Source organism: Corynebacterium sp. c3Ub_189 (assembly GCF_039907195.1).
Taxonomy (GTDB): domain Bacteria; phylum Actinomycetota; class Actinomycetes; order Mycobacteriales; family Mycobacteriaceae; genus Corynebacterium.
In genome coordinates this window covers 83,137-109,376 of record NZ_JASBOF010000007.1, presented here as the reverse complement: position 1 = coordinate 109,376, position 26,240 = coordinate 83,137, and the positions used below count along the sequence as shown (strand labels likewise).

The window sequence follows — 26,240 nt, the reverse complement described above, 5'->3', positions numbered from 1 at the left end:
ACCGAAGAAAAAATCTATTACAACAAGAAAGACAACGAACTTGACCCCCAACAGGGCAACTGAAAACGAAAAATCTCGAGGCATCGACCGGAACGATGTCTCGAGACTTCACATGGTGCCCCAGAGTGGATTCGAACCACCGACACCGGCTTTAGGAGAGCCGTGCTCTATCCCCTGAGCTACTGGGGCGGGGTTGCGTGTGCAACTTGGCTAATCATAGCAGTGGGGCAGGAGCGCCCCGAAATGGCTTAGTTGTCCGCCAATTCCTTCTGCTTATTGCGCACGGAGGAAGCCGGCGGGTTGGTCTCGTGGGTGCCGTCGGAGTAGAGGACGGTGGGGATGATGCGGTTGCCGTCGTTGACGGATTCGATCCAGGCGTTGATGTCTTCGGTGTTGTCACCTTCGACGTCGACAAGCTCGTATGGGGTTTCGGTGCGGTCCAGGTTCTTGATCAGCTTGGCGCAGAAGGGGCACCAGTCGGCGTAGAAGATGGTGACGTCGGAGTTGGTTTCTGGGGTAGTAACAGACATTAGGCTGCATCCTTTCGGTCGTAGGTTAAAAAGCGGTATTTGATGGGAAGATCGCTGGCCTCTTGGTCCGGCAGCGCGAGGTGGCCCTTGGCGGAAGTAAGCCAATCGGTGCTGTGGGCGAGGCCGAACTCCTCGGGGATGGACGGGGCGTAGATGGACTTTTCACCGTAGGTGCTTCCGATATTAACGCCCATGAGGGTGACCTCAATGCGGTCCACTTGGTCCAAGGTGGCGGTGTAGATTTGGCCGCCGCCGATAACCCAGGCGTCGGAAAGCGAGGGCATTGCGGTAAGCACCTGCGCGCCGGCGGACCACTGGCCGGGCGCGCGGGAGGAGAGCACGTAGTTCTCCCGTCCGGGAAGCGGGCGGAACTTGGGGTTGAGGGACTCCCAGGTCTTGCGGCCCATGATGACCGGGGCGCCCATGGTCACGTCCTTAAAGTGCTTGAGATCCTCTGGCACGTGCCAGGGCATCTGCTCGCCATCACCAATGATGCCGTCCAGGGACTGCGCCCAGATTGCGCCCAACATTAAACGGACACCTGCGCCTTGATGGTGGGGTGGGGGTCGTAGCCCTCAATCTCAAAATCGGCGAAGTCATAGGAGAACATGTCCTCTGCCTTGGTGAGGTTGAGCTGCGGGTAGGGGCGCGGCTCGCGGGAAAGCTGCTCTTTGACCTGCTCCACGTGGTCGTTATAGATATGGCAATCGCCGCCGGTCCAGATGAGCTCGCCCACCTTGAGGCCGGCCTGCTGGGCAAACATGTGGGTCAGCGCCGCGTAAGAAGCGATATTAAAGGGCACGCCGAGGAACATATCGGCCGAGCGCTGGTAGACCTGCATAGACAAGGTGCCATCGGCCACGTAGAGCTGGAAGAGCAGGTGGCAGGGCATCAGTGCCATCTGGTCGAGCTCCGCGACGTTCCATGCGGAGACCAAGTTGCGGCGGGAATCCGGGTTATTCTTTAGAGTGTCGAGCGCCTGCTGGATTTGATCAATGTGCTGGCCGTCCGGGGTAGGCCAAGAGCGCCACTGCACGCCGTAGACCGGGCCCAGCTCGCCATTGTCATCCGCCCACTCATTCCAGATGCGGACCTTGTTATCCTGCAGGAACTTGATATTGGACTCGCCTTTGAGGAACCACAAAAGCTCGCCCAATACCGCGTGGAAATAGACCTTCTTGGTGGTCAGTAGCGGGAAAGACTCGGCCAGGTTATAGCGCAGCTGCGCACCAAAAATAGAGCGCGTGCCGGTGCCGGTGCGATCGCCTTTGGGGGTGCCGGTCTCTAGGACCTTTTTCAGCAGATCCTCGTACGGGGTCTCAATCATGCGCACTAGTTTAGAATCCGCCGTGCTCCTCGGCAAAGGCCTGGGCGTGCTCCAAGATTTCATCCTTGAGCTCGGGGCGGCAGATGAGGATATCTGGGATGAAGGTGTCTTCATTATTGAAGCGGATTTCGGAGCCATCGAGGCGGCAGCAGTGCAGGCCGGCCGCCTGGGCGACGCCCACCGGAGCGGCCTGATCCCACTCGTACTGGCCGCCGGCGTGGATATAACCGTCATAATCGCCGAGCAGCACGTGCATGGCCTTGGCACCCGCGGAGCCGACGCCCACGATTTCATAGCCCATTTTCTCCGCAATGTAGTCGGCCACCTTGGGCGGGCGGTTGCGGGAGACAACGAACTTCTTAGACAGCGGGCCGGTGACCGCCCGAACGTCCGAGGACTTAAAAGTAACGCCGAGATCCGGCAGGCCCACCGCCGCGTGGATAGGGATGCCGTTTTCTACCAGGGCAATGTGCACGGCCCAGTCCTGGCGGCCGGTGGCAAATTCTTTGGTGCCGTCGAGCGGATCCACGATCCATACGCGGTCCTTCTTTAAACGGGCCAGGTCATCGGAGGCTTCCTCAGAGAGCATGCCGTCCTGGGGACGGTGCTGCTCGAGGACGCGGGCGATCCATTCTTGGGCGGCTTCATCGCCGGCGTCGCCAAGCGAAAGGCCCCGTAGCAGGCCCCCGTTGCGCACGCCTTTCAGGATCTCACCGCAGCCCTGGGCGAGGGAATTGGTCAGGCGGGAATCAGAAATCTCGACGGTCATGGTGCCCACATTACAACGCGGACTAGAGTGTGGGCATGCCAGAAAACATCCTCGACCGCTTCCGGCCCCAAGTAGCGCAGTGGTTTAGGGATGTATTTGCCGCCCCCACCGCCGTGCAGGAGCAGGCCTGGGAGAAGATTTCCCGCGGTGAGCACGCCCTTGTGGTAGCCCCTACCGGCTCCGGTAAGACGCTCGCCGCGTTCTTGTGGGCGCTGAATAATTTGGTCGAGCGCGAGGGCCAGCTGGCGCTGCCGGTGGGCTCAGGGACTGCCGGATCCGCCGCCGGGGTGAAGGTGCTGTATATCTCGCCGCTCAAGGCGCTGGGCGTAGATGTGGAAAATAACCTGCGCGCCCCGCTGACCGGCATTGCGCGCACCGCGGAGAACCTGGGGCTGGACGTGCCGGATATATCGGTGGGCGTGCGCTCGGGCGATACGCCGTCTGCCGAGCGTGCACGGCAGGTGCGCAAGCCGCCGGATATCTTGATCACCACCCCGGAGTCGGCCTACTTGATGCTGACCTCCAAGGCGGCAGGCATTTTGAAGACGGTGGATACCGTCATCATCGATGAGATCCATGCCCTGGCCGGCACCAAGCGCGGCGTGCACCTAGCACTGACCTTAGAGCGCCTACAGCAGGTGGCCGGAGACTTCCAACGCATCGGGCTTTCCGCCACCGTGCGGCCGCTGTCTGCGGTATCGAATTTTTTGGGCGGCAACCGGCCGGTGGAGATCGTGGCCCCGGACGCGGAAAAGAAGTGGCAGCTGGATGTGCACGTGCCCGTGGAGGATATGTCCGATCTTCCAACGCCGGAGCAAGGCTCCACCATCGGGGAGATGACAGTGGATGATGCCATCGGGATTAGCGCGCCCTCCGTGGATGAATCCGCGCTGCCCACGGCCAAGTCCATCTGGCCGTATATAGAGGATGACCTCTATGCGGAGATCATGGCGCACCGTTCCACGTTGGTATTCGTCAATTCCCGCCGTACCGCCGAGCGGCTGACCAGCCGGCTCAATGAGCTCTATGCGGCCGAGCACGATCCGGAATCGCTCTCGCCGGAGACTCGGCGCGACCCGGCCCAGCTGATGAAGCAGGTCGACGTCGCCGGCAAGGCCCCAGCGGTTATCGCCCGCGCCCACCACGGCTCGGTGTCTAAGGATGAGCGCGCGATGACAGAGACCATGCTGAAGGAGGGCACGCTTAAGGCCGTGGTGGCCACCAGCTCGCTGGAGCTGGGCATCGATATGGGTGCTGTGGAGCTGGTGGTGCAGGTGGAATCTCCGCCCTCCGTGGCCTCCGGCCTGCAGCGTGTGGGCCGCGCCGGCCACTTTGTGGGCGCGGTCTCGCATGGCTCCTTTTATCCCAAGCACCGCGCGGATCTGGTGCAGTCCACGCTGACGGTATCGCGCATGCGCGCAGGCCTCATCGAAGAAATGCATACCCCGCGCAACCCGCTGGACGTGCTGGCGCAGCAGACGGTGGCGGCCGTGGCCGCGGCCGGCGAGGACGGGCTCGATGCTGATGAATGGTACGAGATGGTTCGCCGAGCCTGGCCCTACCGCGATCTGGCGCGCGAGGTCTATGACTCCGTACTGGACTTGGTAAGCGGTGTGTATCCGTCCACGGACTTTGCCGAGCTCAAGCCCCGCGTGGTCTATGACCGCGTGACGGGAGTGATGACCGCGCGGCCTGGCGCCCAGCGGGTAGCCGTGACCAGCGGCGGCACGATTCCGGATAGGGGCATGTTTGGCGTATTCCTCTACACCGGTCCGGGCGAGGGCTCCGGTGGTGCCCCGCGCCGGGTGGGCGAGCTGGATGAGGAGATGGTTTATGAGTCCCGGGTGGGAGATGTGTTCACCTTGGGCGCTACCAGTTGGCGCATCGAGGACATCACGCGCGACCAGGTGTTGGTCACGCCCGCGCCGGGGCATACCGGCCGCCTGCCATTTTGGAATGGCGATGGCGCGGGCCGTCCCTATGAGCTGGGCAAGGCGTTGGGCGAGTACCGCCGCGAGGTATTTTCCTCGCCGGAGGTCATTGCGGATGCCGATGATAATGCGCGCTCCAATATCGTGGCCTACCTGCAGGAGCAAAATGAAGCCACTGGTGTCATCCCGGATGAAAAGACACTAGTGCTCGAGCGCTTCCGCGATGAGCTGGGTGACTGGCGCGTGGTGCTGCATACCCCGTTTGGCCGGCCGGTCAACTCCGCGTGGGCGCTTGCGGTAGGTGCCCGGGTGGGCGAGCGCACCGGCATGGATCCGCAGGCCGTGGCCGGTGACGATGGCATCGTGCTGCGCTTACCTGAGGCCGAATCCGAGCCCGATGGGGCCATCTTCGCCTTCGATGCCGATGAGATTGCCGATATCGTGGCCGAGCAGGTGGGCAACTCTGCGCTCTTTGCCTCCCGTTTCCGCGAGTGTGCGGCCCGCGCGCTGCTTTTGCCTAGGCGCAACCCTGGCAAGCGCGCACCGCTGTGGCAGCAGCGCCAGCGCGCCGAGCAGCTTTTGGACGTCGCCCGCAAGTACCCGTCCTTTCCCATCATCTTGGAGACGGTGCGCGAGTGCGTCCAAGACGTCTACGATGTGCCGGCGCTTACGGAGGTCATGCGGGAGCTGGGCCATCGCCGCATCCGCATCGCGGAGGTCACCACCGAGCAACCCTCGCCCTTTGCCTCCTCACTGCTGTTTAACTACACAGGCGCGTTTATGTACGAGGGCGATTCCCCGCTGGCGGAAAAGCGCGCGGCCGCCTTGGCCCTCGACCCAGCGCTTTTGGCCAAGCTGCTGGGCACGGTAGAGCTGCGCGAGCTGCTCGATCCGGAGATCATTGACGAGGTCCACGCCCAGCTCCAGCGCACCGATCCCTCGCGCCGGGCCCGCACCACCGAAGAGGTGGCGGACGTGCTGCGCGTGCTCGGTCCGATTCCCGTGGACGAGCTGGGCGAGCACACCGACGTCCCGCTATCCGCCCTGGACCAGCTGGGCACCCGGATTATGCGCGTGCGCATTGGCGGCCGCGAGCACCTAGCCCAGACCCAGGATGCACCCCTGCTTCGCGACGCCCTCGGCATCCCCATTCCTCCCGGCATCCCCGCCCAAGTGGCCACCATTTCCGATGCCCTGCCGCAGCTGGTCTCGCGGTGGGCGCGCACCCGCGGACCGTTTGTGCTGCGCGATCTCACCGAGGCCTTCGGCATATCTGTTTCCGCCGCGCATACCGTCCTCGGCGCGCTCGATGGGGTAGTAGAAGGCCGCTACCGCCAGGGAGTGGAGGAACAGGAGTACTGCGCCGCCGCGGTGCTGAAGACCATTCGCTCGCGCTCGCTCGCTGCAGCTAGGGCTGCTACCGAGCCGGTCTCGGGCGCTACCTTCGCCCGTTTCTTGCCGGAGTGGCATAGCATCGCACCGGCCGGAAAGCGCCCGGCCCTGCGCGGTGCCGATGGCGTCTTTTCCGTCATCGAGCAGCTCGCCGGGGTGCGCCTGCCCGCCTCTGCGTGGGAATCGCTCATCCTGCCCGCCCGGGTGGGAGATTATTCACCCACCATGCTCGATGAGCTCACCTCCAATGGCGAGGTGCTCATTGTGGGTGCTGGCAAGGCCGGCGCATCCGATCCTTGGATCATGCTTTTGCCTTCGGACTACGCCGCCCAGCTCGCCCCGGAAACGGATGCCGAGGGCGTCAGCATGGTGCAGCGCTCCATCCTCGACGTCCTGGGCCGCGGCGGTGGCTTCCTCTTTGCCGATATCGCCGCCGAGGCCCCCGGTACCACCGAGGAGACCCGCGAGGCCCTCTGGGGGTTAGTGGAGATGGGCCTGGTAAGCCCCGATTCTTTCGCGCCTATTCGCACCCGACTGTCTTCCGGCGGCTCGCGCTCGGGCCGCACCGCGCATCGCTCGAAGCGGCGGCCCACCCGCTCTCGCCTGCGCATGGGGCGCACCTCCTTCGCACAGGCGCAGAATGCCGCGGGCGCGGGGACCCCGCCCGATGTTATGGGCCGGTGGTCGCTCGCGGTACCAGCCTCTACCGATGCCACCTCCCGGTCCGTCGCGCACGGCGAGGCCTGGCTCGACCGCTACGGCGTGCTCACCCGCGGCTCTGTCGTGGCCGAGGATGTGCTCGGCGGTTTCGCGCTGGCCTATAAGGTGCTCTCCGGTTTTGAGGAATCCGGCAAGGCCATGCGCGGCTACGTCATCGATAGGCTCGGCGCCGCGCAATTTTCCACGCCCGCCATTATCGACCGCCTGCGCGGCCTAGCCGATTCCCCGGACGTCACCGGTTGGCCGTCTGGCACCACCGAACCCGAGACTTTTGTCCTCGCCGCCTGCGACCCGGCCAATCCTTACGGTGCGGCCCTGCCCTGGCCGCAGCGCGACGACGCCGACGGCAAAGCCACCGGCGGACCCACCCGTGCGGCCGGCGCGCTGGTGGTGCTTATCGACGGCCTGCCCATCGCCCACCTGACCCGCGGCGGCAAAACCCTCACCACCTTTATCGAATCGCTGCCCGATGGCATCGACCCCGCCGAGGTATATCCCCACTTGGTTTCCGCGCTCACGGACATGGTGGCGAGGGGAGTGTTGTCCCCATTGGTCGTCGAAAAGTGCAATGGCAATCCCATCCATAAGACCGACGCGGTGGCCCACCTGCGCGACGCCGGCGCAGGGATTACGCCGAAGGGCGTGCGCATCTCTGCTCGCGCAGCCGCTCCGCGCACCCCACGCGCTGGGCGCCGTGCCAGCGAGGCCATCGAAGAGCTCAGCTTTGATGATCCACCGCCCGCTTCGCGCAATAATGGTGGTTTCCGCCCGCGCGGCGGGTACCGCCGCTAAAGCCACCTAGGAGGTGTTATGCCCGAAGGCGATTCCGTCCTGCAGCTATCCAACCGACTGCAGTTTATGGCCGGCCGCGAGGTCACCGGCTGTTCCGTCCGCGTGCCGCGCTACGCCACCGTTCACCTCGACGGCATGGTGTGCGAGCTCGTCTGGCCCTATGGCAAGCACCTATTCATGCAATTCGACCAGACCATCGTGCACACCCACCTCAAGATGGAGGGCACCTGGGCTATCCACTACGCAGGCGATCGCTGGCGCAAGCCCGGACACACCGCCCGCATTGTGCTGCAGCTGGCCAATTCCCCGCGCGATATCGAGGTCGTCGGCCACCAGTTAGGCTTCGTGGACATCTATCCCGCCGATCACTACCACCAGCGCATCGCGCACCTCGGTCCGGATATCCTCGACCCCGACTGGGATCGCGAGGAGGCCCTGCGCCGGCTCAACTCCTGGCCGCAGCGCGCCATCGGCGCGGCGCTGCTCGATCAGAAGGTCGTTGCAGGCATCGGCAATGAATACCGCGCCGAGGTCTGTTTCTTGGCCGGCGTGCATCCCGCCACGCCGGTGGCCGAGGTCGATACCGCCCGCATCCTCGATATTTCCCGGCGCATCATGTGGGCCAACCGAACCTCCCCGGTGCGCGTGACCACCGGTGTGCGCCGCGCCGGGGAGACCACCTATGTCTTCGGGCGCAATCGAAAGCGCTGCCGCCGCTGCGGCACGTTCATTACCAAGGGCGCGCTCGGCGGTGTGGACTTGGGCGGCGACGAAGGCGAACTCGAGCGCATCATCTGGTGGTGCCCGCACTGCCAGCCGTTTCACCCCTCGGCGTAGCCCGCTAAGGTGGGGGCTATGCGTACCCTTCTCAATATCATTTGGTTCATCACCGGCGGGTTCCTCCTAGCCTTGGCCTACTTCCTCTTTGGCATTATCGCCTGTATCTTTATCGTCACCATTCCAGCGGGCGTGGCCTCGTTCCGCATGGCTAATTTCGCCCTGTGGCCATTTGGCCGTTCGGTGGTGCAGCCGGTAAAGGGCAGCGGCTCCATGTCCACCTTCTCCAACATCGTCTGGTTCGTGGTCGCCGGCCTATGGCTGGCCATTGGCCACGTCACCACCGCCGCGGCACAGGTAGTGACCATCGTGGGCATCCCGGCCGCGCTGGCCAACCTGAAGATGATTCCGGTGACCTGCTTCCCCTTCGGCCGCAAGATTGTGGACTCTGACCACATCCCATTCGGCTGGGAGCCGATGGTCAAGCTCTAAACCGCATTCCGCTGACAAACAAGCACGTTTCGCCCAATTTCGCCTTGATTTTGGGCAGAACGTGCTTGTTTTGCATTGCGGGGGCCGAAAGAGGCCAAAAAGCGGCCGCGTTATCCACCCCGCTTAGTGTGCGGGAGGGGATAACGCGGCTAAAAGTGGGCCTTTAGCGGTTGGAGCGGTACCAACCGATGAGCTCATCGGTGGACTGGTCACCGGAATCGGCGGCCTGAGCGCCGGAGACGGCCGGAGCTAGGTCATTAGCCTGCTGCTTGCCCAGCTCCACGCCCCACTGGTCAAAGGAGTTGATATCCCAGATAATGCCCTGGGTGAACACGATGTGCTCGTAGAGGGCGATGAGCGCGCCGAGCACGGCGGGGGTCAGCTCCTCAGCCAGGATGGTGGTGGTCGGGCGGTTTCCCGGCATGACCTTGTGCGGCACGATGGCCTCGTCTACGCCTTCGGCCGCGATTTCTTCTGCGGTCTTGCCAAAGGCCAGCACCTTGGTCTGGGCAAAGAAGTTGCCCATGAGCAGATCATGCATGGAACCAGAGCCATCGGCGGTGGGGAAGTCCTGCTTCGGGCGGGCGAACCCGATGAAGTCCGCCGGGATGAGGCGCGTGCCCTGGTGCATGAGCTGGAAGAAGGCGTGCTGGCCATTGGTACCCGGCTCGCCCCAGTAGATTTCCCCGGTGGACGGGGCGGCAACCGCGGTGCCATCGCGGCGCACGGACTTGCCGTTGGATTCCATGGTCAGCTGCTGCAGGTAGGCCGGGAAGCGGCCGAGGTCCTGGGAGTAGGGCAACACGGCGTGGGTTTGGGCCCCGAAGAAGTTGGTGTACCAGACACCGAGGAGGCCCATGAGCGCCGGGACATTTTCTTCCAGTGGGGTGGTGCGGAAGTGCTCGTCCATGGCGTGGAAGCCCTCGAGGAAGCGCATGAAGTCCATCGGGCCGATGGTGCACATGAGGGAGAGGCCAATGGCGCAATCTACGGAGTAGCGGCCGCCGACCCAGTTCCAGAACGGGAACATGTTCTCGGTATCGATGCCGAACTCGGCTACCTTCTCCGCATTGGTGGATACGGCGACGAAGTGCTTGGCCACGGCGGATTCATCACCATCGAATTGCTCGATGAGCCAGCGGCGCGCAGCGTGCGCATTGGTCAGCGTCTCCTGGGTGGTAAAGGTCTTGGAGGCGATGATAAACAGGGTGGATTCTGCATCGAGGCCATCGAGCGTGGCGGCCATATCGGCCGGGTCCACGTTGGAGACGAACTCGGCGGAGATGCCAGCGACCTCGTAGGAACGCAGCGCCTTGGCCGCCATGGCCGGACCAAGGTCAGAGCCGCCGATGCCGATGTTGACCACCTTTTTGATGGTGTGGCCGGTGTGCCCCAGCCAAGCGCCGGAGCGCAGCGCGGTGGCAAAATCGCGCATGCGGCCCAAGACCTCGTGGACATCGGCGGCAACGTCTTGGCCATCAACGCTTAAGTCATCTTCGGCCGGGATGCGCAGCGCGGTATGCAGCACGGCGCGATCCTCGGTGTTATTGATGTGCTCGCCGGCGAACATGGCATCGCGGCGGGCCTCAAGATCGGCGGCCTTGGCTACCTCAACCAGCTGCTTGACGATGTCCCCGTCGATCAGGTTCTTCGACAGATCGACGTGCAGCCCGGCGGCGTCGAAGGCGAAGTTGCGGGCGCGGTCTGCATCGGCGGCAAAAAGCTCGCGGAGGTTGAGGTCCTTCTTCTCCTCATATACCTTCGCGAGCTCGCTCCACTGGGCAGATGCGGTGATATCCATGGTGGTAGGCCTTTCTGGCAACTAGCGCATTGGCAACATGTACCCCTCCCACCGTAGTCCAGAAAACGCCACCGCGTCGGGGCCTTTTAGAGGATGAGTGCGCCTACCCAACCGGCGATAAGCAGCGGGATGTTGAAGTGGATGAAGGTCGGGATGACCGAGTCGCGGATGTGGTCGTGCTGTCCGTCCGCGCCGAGACCCGCGGTAGGGCCGAGGGTGGAGTCGGAGGCGGGAGAGCCGGCGTCGCCAAGCGCGCCTGCAGTGCCAATAAGCGCCACGGTGGCCGCGGGGCTAAAGCCCAACGACATGCACAGCGGCACATAGATAACGGAGATGATGGGCAAGGTGGAAAAGGAAGAGCCGATGCCCATGGTGACCACCAGGCCCACCACCAGCATCGCGCCGGCGGAAAGGACCTTATTGGTGCCAAAGAGGTTGGCGGTGGCATCCACCAGTGGGCCGACCTCGTTGGTGGCCGTCATGACCGAAGCAAAGCCCTGGGCGGTGATCATGATGAATCCGATGAGTGCCATCATCTTCATGCCATTGGTAAAGACGTCGTCCGCGTGCTTCCAATCCACAGCGCCGGTAAGCAGCAAAATACCCAGGCCGGTAAGCGCACCCACCATGAGGCCATCGGATTCGAAGTCGAGCGCCTGCATGACAATCTGCACCGCAAAGGTGGCAATGATGGCCACGACGGAAACCCACACCTTATAAGCAGAGGGGGCCTCTTGGTGCTCCTCAGCCGCGATGGGTAGGTCCTTATAGTCACGCGGCTTGCGGTAACTAAAGAAGATGGCGATGAGTAGGCCTGCGAGCATGCCGAGCGCCGGCACACCCATAACCTGCATGATATTGATATCGGAGGTATCAAGCCCTGCCTGCTGGATATTAAAAAGCAGGATGTCATTTAAGTAGATGGAGCCAAAGCCCACCGGAATGAACATGTAGGTGGTGATAAGGCCGAAGGTCAGGCAGGTAGTAATCAGCCGGCGGTCCAAGCGCAGCTTATTCATCACTGTAAGTAGCGGCGGGATGATGAGCGGAATGAAGGCGATGTGGACCGGGATGAGGTTCTGGCTCATCACGGACATGGCGATGAGCCCGAGGATGAGGATCCACTTGGTGGCCAGGGCGGTCTTAGGGTCTGCTTCGCCGCTGCCGCCGAGCTTGCGGATGAGGAAATTGGCCAGGACCTGTGGCAGCCCGGCCGAGGCTACGCCCATGGCGAAAGCGCCCAAGAGGGCATAGCTTAGGGCAATCTTGGCGCCGCCGCCCAGGCCGTCTTGGAAGGCGACCATGGTGGCATCAAGCCCCATGCCGGACAGGAGCCCGCCGACGATGGCTCCTAGGAAGAGCGCTACCACCACATGCACGCGCAGGAGGGCGAGCACGAGCATGACTATGACGGCGACGAGAACTGCATTCATGCTAATTCAGGGTACTGCATAGTATCGGCTGGGTCGTAATAATTCGGCTAACCCAGGCGGCCGCGGCCCATCCGCAGTAGCGCCGAGGCGATGGTGGGGCCTTCTTCCCCAAGTTCATCGCGGAACTGATTCAAAATGGCGATCTCGCGGGTGTGGACCAGGCGGGTACCGCCGGAGTTCATGCGGGTGCGGCCAATGGCCTGGGAGACTTCCGTGCGGCGTTTGGCAGCATCCAAGATGATGCGGTCCATGCGGTTGATTTCTTCGCGATACTGTTGGATCTCCGCATCAGAAAGGGGATCATCCGTTCCCGAAGGGGTGCGGATGTCCAAGCCGTTATCGACGATGTCTTTGTTTTCTTCTGCGGTCATAAGACCATATTGTGCCACCCGCCCGCGCAAAAGGAAATAGCAGCTCGCACGGCGGAAACGGGGCGTGTCCGGTGGGGCTAGTAGGTTGGAAGGCATTATGAACGAAAACTCTCCTTTTAGCCCTTCCCCGTCCACCGGCGGCGCACCCACGCCAAGCCCCTTTGGCGGCTTCGGCGCACCGCGCACAGCGAGCTCGGAATCCGAATCCCCCGATGCCTTGACCGAGAGCCTCAATCCACAGCAACTAGAGGCCGTTACCCACTCGGGCAGCCCGCTGCTCATCGTGGCCGGCGCCGGTTCCGGCAAGACCGCCGTGCTTACCCGCCGCATTGCCTATCTCATGCGCCATCGCGGGGTAAACCCGTGGGAGATCCTCGCCATTACCTTTACTAATAAGGCCGCCGCGGAAATGAAGGAGCGCGTGGGCGGGCTGGTAGGCCCCGTGGCCGAGCGCATGTGGGTATCTACCTTCCACTCCATCTGCGTGCGCATCCTACGCCAAAACGCCCAGCTGGTGCCGGGTCTTAATACCAACTTCACCATTTATGATGGCGATGATGCCCGCCGGCTATTGTCCATGATTGCCAAGGACTTGCAGCTGGATCTGAAGAAGTACACCCCGCGTGTGCTGGCCAATCAGATTTCCAATCACAAAAATGAGCTCATCGGTCCCGAATCCGCGCTGGAGAAGGCGCAGCAGACCAAGAACCCATTTGAGACCACCGTGGCCCAGGTCTATGCCGAATACCAGCGCCGCCTGCGCGCGGCCAATGCCGTGGACTTTGATGATCTCATCGGTGAGGTGGTGCGGATTTTCACCCAGCACCAGCAGGTGGTGGATTTCTATCGCCGGCGCTTTAAGCACGTGCTTATTGACGAGTACCAGGACACCAACCACGCCCAATATGCCCTAGTTGCTGCGCTCGTGGGTAGGGGAGAGCTCGGTCCGGATGCGCCGGAGCTGTGCGTAGTGGGCGATTCCGATCAGTCCATTTATGCCTTCCGCGGGGCCACCATCCGCAATATTCAGGAATTCGAGCGCGACTACCCGCAGGCGCACACCATCTTGCTGGAGCAGAACTATCGCTCCACACAGACCATTCTCAACGCGGCCAATGCCGTTATTGCAAAAAATGAGAACCGCCGCGAGAAGAACCTGTGGACCGCCCACGGTGAGGGCGAGCAGATCGTAGGCTATGTTGCCGATAATGAGCATGATGAGGCGCGGTTCATCGCCTCTGAAATCGATTCCTTGGCGGATAAGGGCCGCAGCTATTCCGATATCGCGGTCATGTACCGCACCAATAACGCCTCCCGTGCGCTGGAAGATATCTTCATTCGCTCCGGAATTCCGTACAAGGTGGTGGGTGGCACGCGCTTTTATGAACGGCGCGAAATCCGCGATATGGTGGCCTACCTGCGAATCTTGGATAACCCGGACGATACGGTAAGCCTGCGCCGCATTATCAACGTGCCCAAGCGTGCCATTGGTGACAAGGCGCAGGGGCATATTGCCCTCCATGCGGAAAACCACGGCATTAGCTTTGGCAAGGCGCTTGCCGATGTCCCCCGGGGCGACGTCCCTGGCCTTGGTACTCGGGCTATTAACGCAGTCACCAAATTCAACGACATGATGGAGGGTATCCGCAATCAGATCCCGTCTATGCGCGATGAGGTTACCGGCCAACCGGATTTGGGCGAGCTGCTTTCCGCCATTTTGGATGCCACGGGATACAAGGCGGAATTGGAAAATTCGAATGATCCGCAGGACGGAGCGCGTCTAGATAACCTCAACGAGTTGGTATCGGTGGCGCGCGAATTCACCTCGGAGGCGGCCAACCAGCTTGCTGCATCCGGTGCGGATGCAGTGGACCCCTCCGAGCTAGTAGAGGAGGGCGAAGCCGCGCCCGGTTCGCTGCAGGCATTCTTGGAAAAGGTGTCGCTGGTGGCCGATGCTGACCAGATCCCAGATTCCGAGACCGGTGTGGTCACCATGATGACTCTGCACACCGCCAAGGGCCTTGAGTTCCCCGTAGTCTTTTTGACCGGCTGGGAGGATGGCCAATTCCCGCATATGCGCTCACTGGGTGACCCGAAGGAACTAAGCGAGGAGCGCCGCCTCGCCTATGTGGGCATTACCCGCGCTCGCGAGCAGTTGTATCTTACCCGCGCCATTTTGCGCTCGGCGTGGGGCAATCCGGTGACTAATCCCGCCAGCCGCTTCCTCGGCGAGGTCCCAGAAGACCTCATCAACTGGCGGCGCGAAGACTCCGATAGTTCCCTGACCGGCGCGTGGGGCGAGGACGATTACCAATATGGTCGTTCCTACGGCCGCGACTGGTCTGGGTGGGGCAGAGGAGGGTCCCGCGGTGGCCAGCGCGCTGCGTCTTCCCCATCGCGACGCACTAGCAAGCCAGCGGCGACCTCAATGCCTAAGAACAATAACCTCAACCTTGCCGTGGGTGACCGCGTCAATCACGCTAAGTACGGGCTCGGAACTGTCATTGAGACGTCCGGCTCCGGTAAGCGTGCCACGGTCACCGTGGACTTTGGTTCTTCCGGTAAGGTCCGGCTGATGCTCATCGGCGGGGTGCCGATGGAAAAGCTCTAGACCGTAATGCCGCGCTCGTTGAACCAGGAGACTGGGTCAACGGGTGCTCCTCCACCTGGGTGAATCTCAAAGTGGAGGTGCGGGCCAGTGGAGTGGCCCTCGTTGCCAATGCCGGCGATTTCCTGACCCGCGGTCACGCGCTCGCCCACATTTACCTTGAGCTGGTCTGCCGACATGTGACCGTAGACGGAGATGGTGCCGTCATCGTGCTGGATGCGGATCCAATTGCCAAAGCCCTGTGCCGGGCCGGAGTTGATGACGGTGCCGTCCATGACCGCCAGAATCGGGGTGCCCACCGGGTTAGCTACGTCGATGCCGTTGTGCATCGTGCCCCAGCGCTGGCCGAAGCCAGAAGTAAGCGTGCCGGAGGTAGGAAAGACCACGGTATTGCCCGCGGAGTCCTTGCCGCGCTTCGTGGTGAGTCCGGAGTGATTCCCCTGCGGTGCGAAAGCTTCCTTCAGGCCCGGTACAGTGCCCGGGTCTAGGACGATATTGACGCCGCCGGATTCGTTTCCATCTACCTGCGGGGTAGCCTCGCCGTTGAGCAGGCCAACCGAGGTGGTGGCGAGGCCAACGAGGGCGTCGACCACTCCGGCGTTATCTACATTGGTAGCGGTGGGCTCGGAAGAGCCGTCTGATACGTCCACGCTAGCCACTGGCTCTGCAGCAAAAGCGGTGGTGCCGGTAGCAAGTACGGTGCCAAGCGTAACGATGCTCAGCGCCACGTTCTTGCGTGCGCGGTTCATGCGCTTCATAGTTAAAGTCCTTTTCATGGCTGTGCATGGTCTCGGGACGCTTGTGCCCTAGAGAGGGAGGCGTCTTGCAACTGCCAACCGCGACACGCCGAAAGCTGAAATGCTTGCGTTCGAAATCGCTCGTGGCAACGAGTTAAAAGTTAGCCCGCCCGAACAGCCCGCGCAATCTTAAAAAACGCTGGTAGAGACGGAAATGATTCGAAATTATTCGAACATGCCAGCTTGTTACGCATGTTGCGAATGTGGCTCGAGTGGCGTCTGTAAAGTACTGGTTTAGGGTCTGGGGGTGAACCTTGGGGGTGGCGTCCATGGCTTGGGTCCGCAGTCTCATGCGGTGTCGGTGGCTGAACGTTAAAAATATCCACTCACCTGCGACAAGTCTGCGCACTGGACTTGTCTGAATGTGCTTCTGGCTCTCTTGTGGGGCCGTGGCGAGGGTCTAGCTGGTGCTGTGTTCACTAATGGCAGCGGAGCCCTCAGGCGGCGCCAAGGGCGGTGTAGTGCGCCCTTGGGGCGGTTTGGGGCGCAGTTGATGTAATCCCATCTTCCGGGCGAGTGTACTAGGTGAGGGGAGAGTATCTGTGGGCATGACAAAGCGCTGCAGAGAAGTTCTCTGCAGCGCTTAACAAGAAGGTGTTGGGGTGGGGCTTTAGAGGTCGATGCCTCGCTCAGCCAGCCAAGGCTGCGGATCGATTGCCTCGCCACCGTTCGGGTGAACTTCGAAGTGGAGGTGGGAGCCGGTGGAAAAGCCCATCGAGCCCATGCCGGCGATCTTCTGGCCGGCGTGAACGCGCTCGCCAACGGCCACGTCAAGAGTTTGCATGTGACCATAAACGGTCATGGTGCCGTCGTCGTGCATGATGCGGATCCACTGGCCAAAGCCGGAAGCTGGACCGGAGTCGATGACCGTACCATCCATGACGGCAAGGATTGGGGTGCCGGGAGAGTTGGCGATGTCGACGCCCTTGTGGAAGGTGCCCCAGCGCATAGCGAATGGGGATGTGAATGCGCCTTCGGCAGGGCGAGCTACGGACGGAGCGCGAGCAGCCTCGTCGGCAGCGGCGCGCTCTTCAGAGGCCTGAATGGCCTTGTTGAGTTGATCGGTCAGATCAGTAACTGGCTTAGCCTCAGCCACGTTGAGGATCTGTGGGGTGGTATCAACCGGAGCCGCAGCAGCATCCTCAACTTGGGTGGAGTCAGAGGCGAGCTCGAAGTCAACGGACTGCGTCTTGGTGGTGGCCGCGTCATCGGACTGAATGTTTGCGGCGGCTGCGCCACCAACGCCGGCCGTGGAAACTGCACCTGCCGCAACCGTCATTACGGCAATGCGGCCCTTCGCGGTCTGCGAGGTGACAATCTTGCGATGGCGGCCGGCGCCACGCTGAACTTTGCTTCGCATTAGGTCTTCTTTCGTCATTTTCACAATCTGCGCAGAACGGGTGTTACATCCCCACCGAGTTAGTTACGAGATTGTGACCTTCTTGTTACCAACGAGATGTAACAGTAGCGTCTCGAAAAGATAACAGCAACCCAAATTAAGAAACTTTCAGGCCCCTCTCGGGGAAATTGTCCACGAGCAGGCAACATATGGCACTCAGAATAATGTTAGTGCGATAAAGATCCCACGCGAGCTCCGCGTGCGTCACGCAAAACTAGCGGCCTTTTCCTTCATAGTATTACAGCCAGAGTTAAGGGTGTGAAACCAGGGTAGATTTTATACTCCTTATATATTTGTATAGCCCAGGTACAGGGGTTGCCGCCGGTGATTTTGCGAGTGCCTCGTCGCGCCACCCCGATTTCACTTCCGGAAGGTGGCAAAGTGGACGCCGATGAACAAAAACACCAGCCCCCAATCTCGGTCAACGCCCCGCCCGCGTAGCCAGGCGCGGGGCCGTACGGTGCGCGCGGAGCGCACCCCACGCGCGCCTCATCCCAGTGGGTCACGCCAGTCCTCTGGATCGGCGCAGCGCGTCGCTCGCAAGGCCGGCTCCAAGGCCAAGGCGCGCCGTACGCCCGCGCCGTTGACCAAAGCCGGGCGCATTCGCCGCATGCTCATTACGGCGGCAGTGTCCAACGTGGTTATTGTCCTTATCATTATGGCCATCGCGCTTGGCGGTCTCATGCTCACCGGCTCTCCCATGGCGTGGTGGTACACCATCGTGGCGGAGGCCTGGATGGTCTTTAACCTCGCCCCGGTCTCTGCGGCTGATGTGCATATTTCCTTCCTGCCGGCCTTGCCAGCGCTTATTCTCGCCGCGGTGGTGGCGGTTCGTGTGCGCAGCGCGGTAAAACACAAGGTCAGCGTCAAGGACCTGCTTACTCTTTTGGCCTGCGTGCTTGGTGTGCCGGTGGTATTTACCATCATCGCGTGGCTGATGCTGTGGGATGCGGGCAAGGTCTATGACGTCTCCCCGCCTAATCTGGCGCAGGCGTTGCTGCGCGTTATTGTTCTGCATCTGGCCGCCATGGCGTCCGGTATGGGGTGGCGCTTGTGGCGGGCGTTGGCCAAGCGTTATGGGGTACCGCGCCCGCTTGTCGACGCCACCCAGATCGCCCTTCGCTATCTCGCCTACCTGGCCATTGGCGCAGCCGCAGTCTTTGCGGTGGTATTCCTTGTCAATGTCTCCCGCCAGGGCGAAATGATGAATGACTATCCTACGATCTCCGGCTTAGGCATTGCCGGACTCGTGCTGCTGAGCGTGCTCTACATTCCCAATGCCATCGTGAGCACCGCGGCGGTATTGGTGGGCTCGGAGTTCTCCGTAGGCGAAGGCTCGGTAAGCCTCTTTAGCGCCCACCTCGTGCCGCTGCCACCGCTGCCCATTACCGGCGGCATTCCTGCCTCCGCGCCCAGCTGGGCTGTGGTGCTATTGATCGTCCCCCTCGGCGCTGCAATCTACTCTTTGTACAAGAAACATCCGAGCTTTCAAGACGTCCTCGTAGCTACGGTGGCCTCCGCAGTACTCATGCTGGTTGCCTGCTACCTTGTCAGCGGTGACCTTGGCTACTACGGCGCGACCGGCCCGCAGCTGTGGACTGCCGCAGGCCTTACCGCCCTGTGGATGGCTGTCGTTGGTTGTGCCGTTGCCGCAGGCTTCGCCTTCGTGGCCTGGCGCGCGGCCCGCACAGTACCTGGTGTGGACACCGCCGATGAGTATGCCGATGAGCCCGCTGCTGATGCCACCACTACCGAGGTGACCGATGCAGACACCGCCGAAACTGACGACGCCCCCGCCGAACCGGAGCGCGAGCCCATCACCGATCCGGAAATCGTTGATGCCGAGGTAGTCGAGGACGAGCCCCAGGATTCCGCACCTGGCGAGGCCGCAGAGGAACCGGAAGAAGAGCAGAAAGAAGAGGACACTCCAGCCGAAGAAACAGCAGAGCAGCAGGATGAGGCTGAGGAGGGCAATGAAAGGGGCGTCGCCAAGCCGCTGAGCCAACAGTTCAAGGACCAAATGGGGGAGAGTGAGCAGGACTCTGCGGGCGAAGATTCCCCCGAGGAGGGGGAGAGGGGCTAGGCTATAGCGCGTGACTTCACCGATGCCTCCGCGCTATACCGCTGACCCTGAACGCCTCCGAGTGGTGGTGCTCGTTTCTGGAACGGGTTCCCTACTGCAAGCCATCATGGATGCCCAAGCCGGGCACTACCAGGTAGTGAAGGTGGTGGCGGATAAGGAATGCCACGGTATTTCGCGCGCACAGGACCACGGGATTGATACCGAGGTCGTGGCGCTGGGTGCGGATCGCGCCGAATGGAATCAACGTCTGGTTGACGCAGTAGATGCTGCGCAGCCAGACGTTGTTGTTTCTGCGGGCTTTATGAAGATCCTGGGCCAGGAATTCCTGGACCGCTTCGAGGGCCGCACCATTAATACCCACCCGGCGCTACTGCCTGCCTTCAAGGGAGCGCACGCGGTGCGCGACGCCCTAGATTACGGCGTGAAGATCACTGGCTCTACCGTCCACTTTGTGGACGCGGGCGTGGATACCGGCTCCATCATCGCGCAGCGCCCCGTTGCCATCAATGCGGACGATGACGAGTCCACCCTCCACGAGCGCATTAAACAAGTAGAGCGCGATCTCATCGTGGAGGTGCTGCGTGCAGCTAACGTCCACGACGAGAAACTAACTATTCAACTCGCAGACTAAGACTTTTCGAAAGGCTTAATCCTCCTCATGAGCGAAGACCGCAAGCAGGTAAAGCGCGCCCTTATCAGCGTGTACGACAAGACCGGGCTGGAGGATCTAGCCCGCGCCCTCGATAAGGCAGGCGTGGAAATCGTCTCCACCGGCTCCACCGCGAAGAAGATCGCGGACCTAGGCATCGAGGTCACCCCGGTAGAAAAGCTCACCGGCTTCCCGGAGTGCTTGGAAGGCCGCGTCAAGACGCTGCACCCGCGCGTGCACGCCGGAATCCTGGCCGATACCCGCAAGGACGACCACCTCAACCAGCTCTCCGAGCTCGAGGTAGAGCCTTTCCAGCTCGTCGTGGTCAACCTGTATCCCTTCCGCGAGACCGTGGCCTCGGGCGCGGACTTTGATGGCTGCGTGGAACAGATTGATATCGGCGGCCCATCCATGGTGCGTGCGGCCGCCAAGAACCACCCGTCCGTCGCCGTTGTGGTAGACCCTTCCCGCTACGGTGAGGCAGTGGAGGCCGTGAACAACGGTGGCTTTACCCTGGAGCAGCGCCGCGGCTTGGCGCGCGACGCCTTCCTGCACACCGCGGATTATGATGCGGCCGTCTCCGCGTGGTTCGTGGATCAGCTCAGCGAGGAGGGCCAAACCACCCCGCTGCGCTACGGAGAGAACTCTCACCAGGCGGCGACTGTCACCCGCATCGGTTCCAAGGGCCTTGCCAATGCCACCCAGTTCAATGGCAAGGAGATGAGCTACAACAACTACCAGGATGCGGATGCCGCATGGCGCGCCGCCTGGGACCACGAGCGTCCCTGTGTTGCGATTATCAAGCACACCAACCCATGCGGCATTGCCGTGTCCGAGGAGTCCATCGCCGCCGCCCACCGTGCGGCGCACGCGTGCGACCCAATGTCCGCCTTCGGTGGCGTGATTGCCGTCAACCGTGAGGTCACCGTAGAGATGGCCGAGCAGGTCAAGGAGATCTTTACCGAGGTCATCGTCGCTCCTTCCTATGAGGACGGCGCCATCGAGGTGCTCAAGGCCAAGAAGAACCTGCGCGTGCTGCAGGCAGAGCACGAAGACCAGCACGAGGAGCGCAAGTACATCTCCGGCGGCGTGCTCACCCAAGAGCCAGACACCTACCAGGCCGAAGGCGATAACCCGGCCAACTGGACCCTGGCTGCGGGCGAGGCCCTCAACGAGTCCGACTTGGCTGAGCTCGAATTCGCATGGCGCGCCGTGCGCGCGGTGAAGTCCAATGCCATCTTGCTGGCCAAGGACAATGCCACCGTGGGCGTAGGCATGGGCCAGGTCAACCGCGTTGACTCCGCCAAGCTGGCTGTCGAGCGCGCTAACACCTTGGCCGATGGTGCCAACCGCACCGAGGGCTCCTTCGCCGCTTCCGACGCCTTTTTCCCGTTTGCCGATGGTTTGCAGGTGCTTCTCGACGCCGGCGTTAAGGCCGTTGTTCAGCCCGGCGGCTCCATCCGCGACGAAGAAGTCATCGCGGCAGCGAAGGAAGCCGGCGTTACTTTGTACCTGACCGGTACCCGCCACTTCGCGCACTAGCCTAAGCTAGACGCCATGACATTCCCTATCCGCCGGGCCTGGGGCCCGGCAGCTGCCCTTATCGCCTGCGCGCTCACCCTCAGCGCTTGCGGCGACGAGGACGCGGCGAATAATTCCCCTACCTTTGTCAATACCGAGGCCCGTGGCACGGCGGATCCCCTCTACGGAAAAGAGACCACGACCGCAGCGCCCGCGGCCTCATCCGCGGCACCAGCTGCCTCGACTGCGCCTGCCTCTTCCTCGGAGTCATCGGCCGCGGCCCCTTCTGGTGACGTCCAAGCCGTGCTTGACCGCATCGTGGCCGAACACGGCGATGTGGGCATCGCGGTCTCCGATGGCACCACCACCATTGAAGCGGGGCGCACCGCTCCCGAAGCCGCGTGGTCAACCTCCAAGGTGCCGGTGCTCATCGCGGCGAATCGCACGGGTGCTGCCGATAACCAGTTGGTGTCTTCCGCGATTACCTACTCCGATAACGAGGCCGCCAAAGCCGCGTGGGCGGGGCTAGGGGAGGGCACCGCCGCCGCGCAGGCCGCACAAAGCGTCATCGCGGAGGCGGGAGATACCGCCACCCAAGTCCAATCCCAGGTCACCCGCCCGGAATTTACGGCCTTTGGCCAAACCATGTGGAGCGTGGGCAACCAAGCAAAGTTTATGGCCGGGTTGCGCTGCGTTGAAGGAGCGCAGCCGATTATCGACGCCATGGGTGTCGCCGATCCCGCCCAAGGCTACGGCCTGCGCACCCTGCCGGGCGCCTTGATGAAAGGCGGCTGGGGACCGAGCCCGGCCGGTTCCTACGATGTGCGGCAGATGGGCATCGTGCAACTGGGCGGGCACGACGTCGCCGTGGCACTGATTGCCTCATCCCCTGATGGCCAGTACGCCTCAACCCAAACGGTGCTTACCTCCATGGCCGAAGCCCTAGCGCAGGCCGATACCCAGTGGTCCAGCCCTGCCTGCTAAGCCTGTCAGTAGAAAGGAAAACTCATGACTTCTCGCTTAAGCCTCCGCTCGCTCATTGCCGCAGGCTTCGTCCCGCTCGTGGCCGCCAGCCTCGCGCTGAGCGGTTGCAGTGACTCCACGGACGACGCTGCCCCGAGCTTCAAAGGGAAGGGCAGCGGAATGACCACGGTCAATAACTCCGACAAGGAAGAGGAAAACGCCGAGGAAACCACGGCCGCGCAAGAGACTGTAACCAAGCAAGAGGAAGCCCCGGAGGAGCCTCCGGTGGTCACGGTCACGCAGACGGAAAAGCAGGAGGCCCCGTCGTCCACCGGTGGGGGTCAGAAGACTGGTGTAGGAAACTACATTTCTGACTTCAATGAGTACGGATGGCTCGATGGTGGCTACGCCAACTGTCAGCGCTTTGAGCGTGCCTTGTTCGCTGGGGCTGGTCCCGACGGCAGGGTTATCATTTGCGAGACCGGAGGTGGCGACAAGATCTATCGCTCGTCGATGTTTGATGGCCAGTTCCAGACGAGCGACGTTACCCAAGACGGCAACAACTACTACGTCAATGCGGATCCGTCGATCATCGTGGTGACCCCGAGCGCAGTGAGCGTGCGCGAGGGCGGTGGATTGGCCGCCACGGGCGAGTTCACGGAGTCGTGGCAGCGCTAACTCGGAAAACGAGGGGCTAGCGCGACTTCTTCTTGCGGTCGGCCGCAGCGGCGGCGGCCGCAGAGATGGAGTCGTTGCGATTCTTCAGCAGCTCGAGGGTAGTTTCCTCGGCATTGTCGGGGACGGAGGCGCCGAGGACGGCCAAGGCGGCGTCGGCAAGCATGGCGGCAGTCTCCGGAACCGACTGGGAAGCGTCGAACGGAGGGGTGCCGTTATTGGGGCGCATTTCAATAACGGACAGCGCGATGTGGAAGGGTAGCTCCACGCGGGGGTCATCCTCGCCCACAATGGCGGCGGCAGTGGAGCGGAAATGATTCTGCAGGCGGTCGCGCGACTCGTGATACTCGGAGAACTCCGAGGAATTGGCCACCGGCAGCTGATACAGGCGGCCCACGTTCCAGCCACTGGTGAGCAGCAGACGCGATTCCGCGGCGACCAAAGACCACAGGCGCTGTGCTGGGGCCGCGTCGGTACCCGCCAACTCATCGGCCAATTCCAAGGAGGGCTCGATGGTGGAATTGAGCAGCGTCAGGAAAATCTCCGTCTTGGACGGGAAGTGGTAGTACAGCGACGCCTGACGGATGCCCACCGCGTCTGCGATCTGGTGCGTGGACGTGGTAGCAAAACCCTGAGTAGTGAAAAGCTCGGAGGAGGCGTCCAGGATCTCCTCTCGGGCGCTATTGCCCCTGCGCCGCGGGCTGTGTTTACGCGGCCTACCGACATTGCCTGCCATGCGGTGGGACGCCTCCTTTCGCAAAAGAGAAATCACTTCTAATAATCAACTGTACAATCTTATGCCCGACTAGGTACTGCTTCCGAATCCGCACCGTAGAGACTATTTATATTCTTTCGTCCGACGGGCAATAGACTCAAACGCCGCCGAGACAATGCGGCACGCGGAGCCATAAGCAGTGCGGTCCAACGGCGGGAGATCGCGCAATGTTGCCGAGTGATCACTAACGCCCTCGTACCAACGGCGCAACTCTAACGCATAGCCAGTGCGCCACGCTAGGTCCAAAGCCTCTGCATCAGCGGCGCTAAGCAGATCGCGTTCCACGCCGATCGCTAAGCGATCCACCGTGGGGCGCGGCCCCGGCGCCGCCCAGCGTGCGATTGCCGCGATGGGGGAGAGCAGTGTGACTTTAATATCCACCGCTGTATCGCGGTCCGGCAGGCCATCGACCATCTTTAGGGCAGGAGGGCGCTGGCCCAAGGCTTCTTCCAGTAGCGCTTGTTCTCCGCCGTTTCCAAGGGGCAGGCCGGCGTCGACTCGCGCGGCGATGGAATCGGCGGCTACGTGAGCCTGGAGACCGACATCAGCGAAGACCTCTTGCAGATCGGCATCTTCACCCATCCACACCACGGGCATGGAGGGCAACTGGTCGCCACGGGCGGCAGCGCCGCTAAGACGGACCGGGGAGTTGACCCCCGGGGAGCGAACAATATCCGTAATCAGCCGGGAATACCAGTGGGCCAATTCAATCTCATTGTCCTGGTGGGCGACCGCGTTGCGCAAGATATCTTGGGCCTCTGCGAGCAGTCCGCGGGCCGTAGCGCGAGACTGGCAGTGCGGGGCGAGCTCGGAGAGATCGAGTAGGGATTTGTGCAGGGCCATTGCTCACTGCCTTTCACTAGTGCGGGGCCAGTGTACCCCGCCGGCTGCGGGGTACACGAATGTTTTCAATCTAACACCTCAGCCTGGTAAGCCGGGCATGTAGGCCGCAGGGAAGGGATGGGAGGGATAAAACGACTTTCGCCGCCTGCCCTCGAGGAGGGAGGCGGCGAAAGCTTATGGTTCTTTTACCGTGTCACACTTGCCAGCGGCAAAAGTGCGCTGTTGATACCCAGCTACTGTTTAGCGGGTGGTGAACGGCAGGAGAGCCATTTCGCGTGCGTTCTTGACGGCGGTAGCAACCTGACGCTGCTGCTGCGGGGTCAGACCGGTGACGCGACGGGAACGGATCTTGTGACGATCCGAGATGAACAGACGCAGAGTCTTGGTGTCCTTGTAGTCCACCTTCTCGATGCCCTCGGCCTTCAAAGGGTTCTTCTTTGGGCGACGGCTCTGCTCCATACGGAACTTCTTTTGGTTATTGCGCTTATTAGCCATTGTGCAATTACCCCTTTACCAGCTGGACTTACGAACGCCCGGCAGCTCACCACGGTGAGCCATGCCGCGCATACGGACACGGGACAGGCCGAACTTGCGGAGGTAACCGCGTGGGCGGCCATCGGCAGCGTCACGGTTACGTACGCGGGCTGGGGAAGCGTCACGAGGCTGGCGGTTCAGCTCGAACTGAGCCTCCAGGCGCTCCTCATCCGGGGTGTTCGGGTTCTTGATGATCTTCTTGAGCTCAGCGCGACGCTCCGCGTAGCGGGCGACGATTTCCTTGCGCTGCTCGTTCTTAGCGATCTTGGACTTCTTAGCCATTGATTATCGCTCCTCGCGGAATTCGACGTGCTTGCGGGCAATCGGATCGAACTTCTTCAAGGTGATGCGATCCGGGTTGTTGCGCTTGTTCTTACGGGTCACGTAGGTGTAACCGGTGCCCGCAGTGGACTTAAGCTTGATGATTGGGCGGATATCGTTACGTGCCATACTTAAATCTTCTCCCCACGTGCGCGAATCTTAGCCACAACGGACTCGATGCCATCGCGGTCGATGATCTTCATGCCCTTCGTGGAAACATTCAGGGTGATGGTACGGCCCTCAGAGGGCAGGTAGTAGCGACGACGCTGCACGTTGGGGTTCCAACGGCGCGAAGTGCGGCGGTGCGAGTGCGAGACCTGCTTGCCGAATTCCGGCTTGCGGCCCGTTACCTGGCAAATAGCCGACATGGGTCTTCTTTCTCCTAGCCGCCCACATCATGGCTATAGACAATGAAGCGCCGACTGCCGTGTGAGGGTGGCAGTGCTCAAAAGTGAGGTGTGAGCGGGTGCGGCGCCATCGTCAAACACCAGTAGACGGGGCGTAAAACGTATATTTTGACAACAGCAAGGGAAAATCTTACAGCCTCGGACGCGAATTACCTAATCGCTATCTTGCTGTGACAGGTGGGCCGTTTGCCGTGCTGGGGTGGTGTTTGCCTGTGGGGCACCGTTAAGCGTGGTGCAAGAAACGGGAGTGAAATGAGTGGTTGCCGCTGGTTGGGGATTTCGCATATGGGTTAGTTGACTGTAGGATAATTCAGGTTGTTGACCCGTGCC

24 protein-coding genes and 1 tRNA gene are annotated in these 26,240 nt (G+C 61.9%); 9 read left to right on the top strand and 16 right to left on the bottom strand.

The genetic code is table 11. The annotated features are described in order from the left end of the window. Window positions 1–113: 113 nt before the first annotated feature. From QKD99_RS05260 to QKD99_RS05240, 5 genes are all read right to left on the bottom strand, one after another. Window positions 114–189 (bottom strand) — tRNA-Arg (locus QKD99_RS05260). A 59-nt stretch (window positions 190–248) separates the two neighbouring features. Further along, window positions 249–530: a glutaredoxin domain-containing protein gene (locus QKD99_RS05255; RefSeq protein WP_250413446.1), complete on the bottom strand. Its 282-nt coding sequence runs from the start codon at window positions 528–530 to the stop codon at window positions 249–251. Next, window positions 530–1,060 (bottom strand): dihydrofolate reductase, encoded by a 531-nt coding sequence (locus QKD99_RS05250; RefSeq protein WP_347950900.1) that lies wholly within the window; start codon window positions 1,058–1,060, stop codon window positions 530–532. The genes QKD99_RS05255 and QKD99_RS05250 overlap by 1 nt, the downstream gene beginning before the upstream one ends. Continuing rightward, entirely contained in the window at window positions 1,060–1,857 is a 798-nt protein-coding gene (locus tag QKD99_RS05245; protein ID WP_347950899.1) for a thymidylate synthase, read from the bottom strand. The genes QKD99_RS05250 and QKD99_RS05245 overlap by 1 nt, the downstream gene beginning before the upstream one ends. 10 nt (window positions 1,858–1,867) lie before the next feature. Next, window positions 1,868–2,626: a 3'(2'),5'-bisphosphate nucleotidase CysQ gene (locus QKD99_RS05240; RefSeq protein ID WP_316981098.1), complete on the bottom strand. Its 759-nt coding sequence runs from the start codon at window positions 2,624–2,626 to the stop codon at window positions 1,868–1,870. 35 nt (window positions 2,627–2,661) lie between these two features. Between QKD99_RS05240 and QKD99_RS05235 the strand changes: the two genes are divergently transcribed. Genes QKD99_RS05235 through QKD99_RS05225 form a run of 3 tightly spaced genes read left to right on the top strand, consistent with a single transcriptional unit; the run spans window position 2,662 to window position 8,730 of the window. Next, window positions 2,662–7,461, top strand: coding sequence for an ATP-dependent helicase (locus QKD99_RS05235; protein ID WP_347950898.1), 4,800 nt, complete (start codon window positions 2,662–2,664; stop codon window positions 7,459–7,461). Window positions 7,462–7,479: 18 nt separating this feature from the next. After that, entirely contained in the window at window positions 7,480–8,298 is an 819-nt protein-coding gene (locus QKD99_RS05230) for a DNA-formamidopyrimidine glycosylase family protein (protein WP_347950897.1), read from the top strand. 18 nt (window positions 8,299–8,316) lie between these two features. Beyond that, the gene (locus QKD99_RS05225; protein ID WP_005323811.1) at window positions 8,317–8,730 is read left to right on the top strand and encodes a YccF domain-containing protein; all 414 of its coding nucleotides are present in this window, start codon (window positions 8,317–8,319) and stop codon (window positions 8,728–8,730) included. A gap of 163 nt (window positions 8,731–8,893) precedes the next feature. Here the strand turns inward: QKD99_RS05225 and pgi are convergent, their stop codons facing one another. From pgi to QKD99_RS05210, 3 genes are all read right to left on the bottom strand, one after another. Then, a complete protein-coding gene (gene pgi, locus QKD99_RS05220) occupies window positions 8,894–10,531 on the bottom strand; it encodes a glucose-6-phosphate isomerase (protein ID WP_347950896.1) in 1,638 nt (545 codons plus the stop codon). Window positions 10,532–10,617: 86 nt separating this feature from the next. Further along, window positions 10,618–11,964, bottom strand: a complete 1,347-nt coding sequence (locus QKD99_RS05215; protein ID WP_347950895.1) for a Na+/H+ antiporter NhaC family protein — start codon at window positions 11,962–11,964, stop codon at window positions 10,618–10,620. Between the two features lie 47 nt (window positions 11,965–12,011). Beyond that, the gene (locus QKD99_RS05210) at window positions 12,012–12,335 is read right to left on the bottom strand and encodes a chorismate mutase (RefSeq protein WP_239279227.1); all 324 of its coding nucleotides are present in this window, start codon (window positions 12,333–12,335) and stop codon (window positions 12,012–12,014) included. Between the two features lie 97 nt (window positions 12,336–12,432). On the opposite strand from QKD99_RS05210, the gene pcrA reads away from it, so the two are divergent. Further along, entirely contained in the window at window positions 12,433–14,946 is a 2,514-nt protein-coding gene (pcrA, locus tag QKD99_RS05205; RefSeq protein ID WP_347950894.1) for a DNA helicase PcrA, read from the top strand. Here pcrA and QKD99_RS05200 read toward each other — a convergent pair. Both QKD99_RS05200 and QKD99_RS05195 read right to left on the bottom strand, forming a co-directional pair. Then, window positions 14,943–15,701 (bottom strand): M23 family metallopeptidase, encoded by a 759-nt coding sequence (locus tag QKD99_RS05200; protein ID WP_284814549.1) that lies wholly within the window; start codon window positions 15,699–15,701, stop codon window positions 14,943–14,945. The genes pcrA and QKD99_RS05200 overlap by 4 nt on opposite strands. Before the next feature lie 649 nt (window positions 15,702–16,350). Beyond that, window positions 16,351–17,100, bottom strand: coding sequence for a M23 family metallopeptidase (locus QKD99_RS05195; RefSeq protein WP_347950893.1), 750 nt, complete (start codon window positions 17,098–17,100; stop codon window positions 16,351–16,353). A gap of 412 nt (window positions 17,101–17,512) precedes the next feature. On the opposite strand from QKD99_RS05195, the gene QKD99_RS05190 reads away from it, so the two are divergent. Genes QKD99_RS05190 through QKD99_RS05170 form a run of 5 tightly spaced genes read left to right on the top strand, consistent with a single transcriptional unit; the run spans window position 17,513 to window position 23,033 of the window. Further along, complete coding sequence (locus tag QKD99_RS05190; protein WP_347950892.1) at window positions 17,513–19,222, top strand: DUF6350 family protein; 1,710 nt, start codon at window positions 17,513–17,515, stop codon at window positions 19,220–19,222. A 22-nt stretch (window positions 19,223–19,244) separates the two neighbouring features. Then, entirely contained in the window at window positions 19,245–19,853 is a 609-nt protein-coding gene (gene purN / locus QKD99_RS05185) for a phosphoribosylglycinamide formyltransferase (protein WP_193393071.1), read from the top strand. 27 nt (window positions 19,854–19,880) lie between these two features. Next, window positions 19,881–21,413: a bifunctional phosphoribosylaminoimidazolecarboxamide formyltransferase/IMP cyclohydrolase gene (gene purH, locus QKD99_RS05180; RefSeq protein WP_284814555.1), complete on the top strand. Its 1,533-nt coding sequence runs from the start codon at window positions 19,881–19,883 to the stop codon at window positions 21,411–21,413. Between the two features lie 15 nt (window positions 21,414–21,428). Continuing rightward, on the top strand, window positions 21,429–22,376 hold the full coding sequence (locus QKD99_RS05175) for a hypothetical protein (protein WP_347950891.1): 948 nt from the start codon (window positions 21,429–21,431) through the stop codon (window positions 22,374–22,376). Window positions 22,377–22,400: 24 nt separating this feature from the next. Further along, the gene (locus QKD99_RS05170) at window positions 22,401–23,033 is read left to right on the top strand and encodes a hypothetical protein (RefSeq protein WP_347950890.1); all 633 of its coding nucleotides are present in this window, start codon (window positions 22,401–22,403) and stop codon (window positions 23,031–23,033) included. 16 nt (window positions 23,034–23,049) lie between these two features. Here the strand turns inward: QKD99_RS05170 and QKD99_RS05165 are convergent, their stop codons facing one another. The 6 genes from QKD99_RS05165 to rpmB form a co-directional block, all read right to left on the bottom strand. Continuing rightward, window positions 23,050–23,766: a TetR/AcrR family transcriptional regulator gene (locus QKD99_RS05165; RefSeq protein ID WP_204609795.1), complete on the bottom strand. Its 717-nt coding sequence runs from the start codon at window positions 23,764–23,766 to the stop codon at window positions 23,050–23,052. 102 nt (window positions 23,767–23,868) lie between these two features. Continuing rightward, window positions 23,869–24,648 carry a putative nucleotidyltransferase substrate binding domain-containing protein gene (locus QKD99_RS05160; protein WP_347950889.1) on the bottom strand — a complete coding sequence of 260 codons (780 nt, stop codon included), beginning with the start codon at window positions 24,646–24,648 and terminating at the stop codon, window positions 23,869–23,871. A 240-nt stretch (window positions 24,649–24,888) separates the two neighbouring features. Further along, window positions 24,889–25,143 (bottom strand): 30S ribosomal protein S18, encoded by a 255-nt coding sequence (gene rpsR, locus QKD99_RS05155; RefSeq protein WP_005279904.1) that lies wholly within the window; start codon window positions 25,141–25,143, stop codon window positions 24,889–24,891. A gap of 15 nt (window positions 25,144–25,158) precedes the next feature. Continuing rightward, window positions 25,159–25,464, bottom strand: coding sequence for a 30S ribosomal protein S14 (gene rpsN / locus QKD99_RS05150; protein ID WP_005279906.1), 306 nt, complete (start codon window positions 25,462–25,464; stop codon window positions 25,159–25,161). 3 nt (window positions 25,465–25,467) lie between these two features. Then, window positions 25,468–25,632 carry a 50S ribosomal protein L33 gene (gene rpmG, locus QKD99_RS05145; protein WP_005279910.1) on the bottom strand — a complete coding sequence of 55 codons (165 nt, stop codon included), beginning with the start codon at window positions 25,630–25,632 and terminating at the stop codon, window positions 25,468–25,470. A gap of 2 nt (window positions 25,633–25,634) precedes the next feature. After that, complete coding sequence (rpmB, locus tag QKD99_RS05140; RefSeq protein ID WP_005279911.1) at window positions 25,635–25,871, bottom strand: 50S ribosomal protein L28; 237 nt, start codon at window positions 25,869–25,871, stop codon at window positions 25,635–25,637. Window positions 25,872–26,240 lie beyond the last annotated feature (369 nt).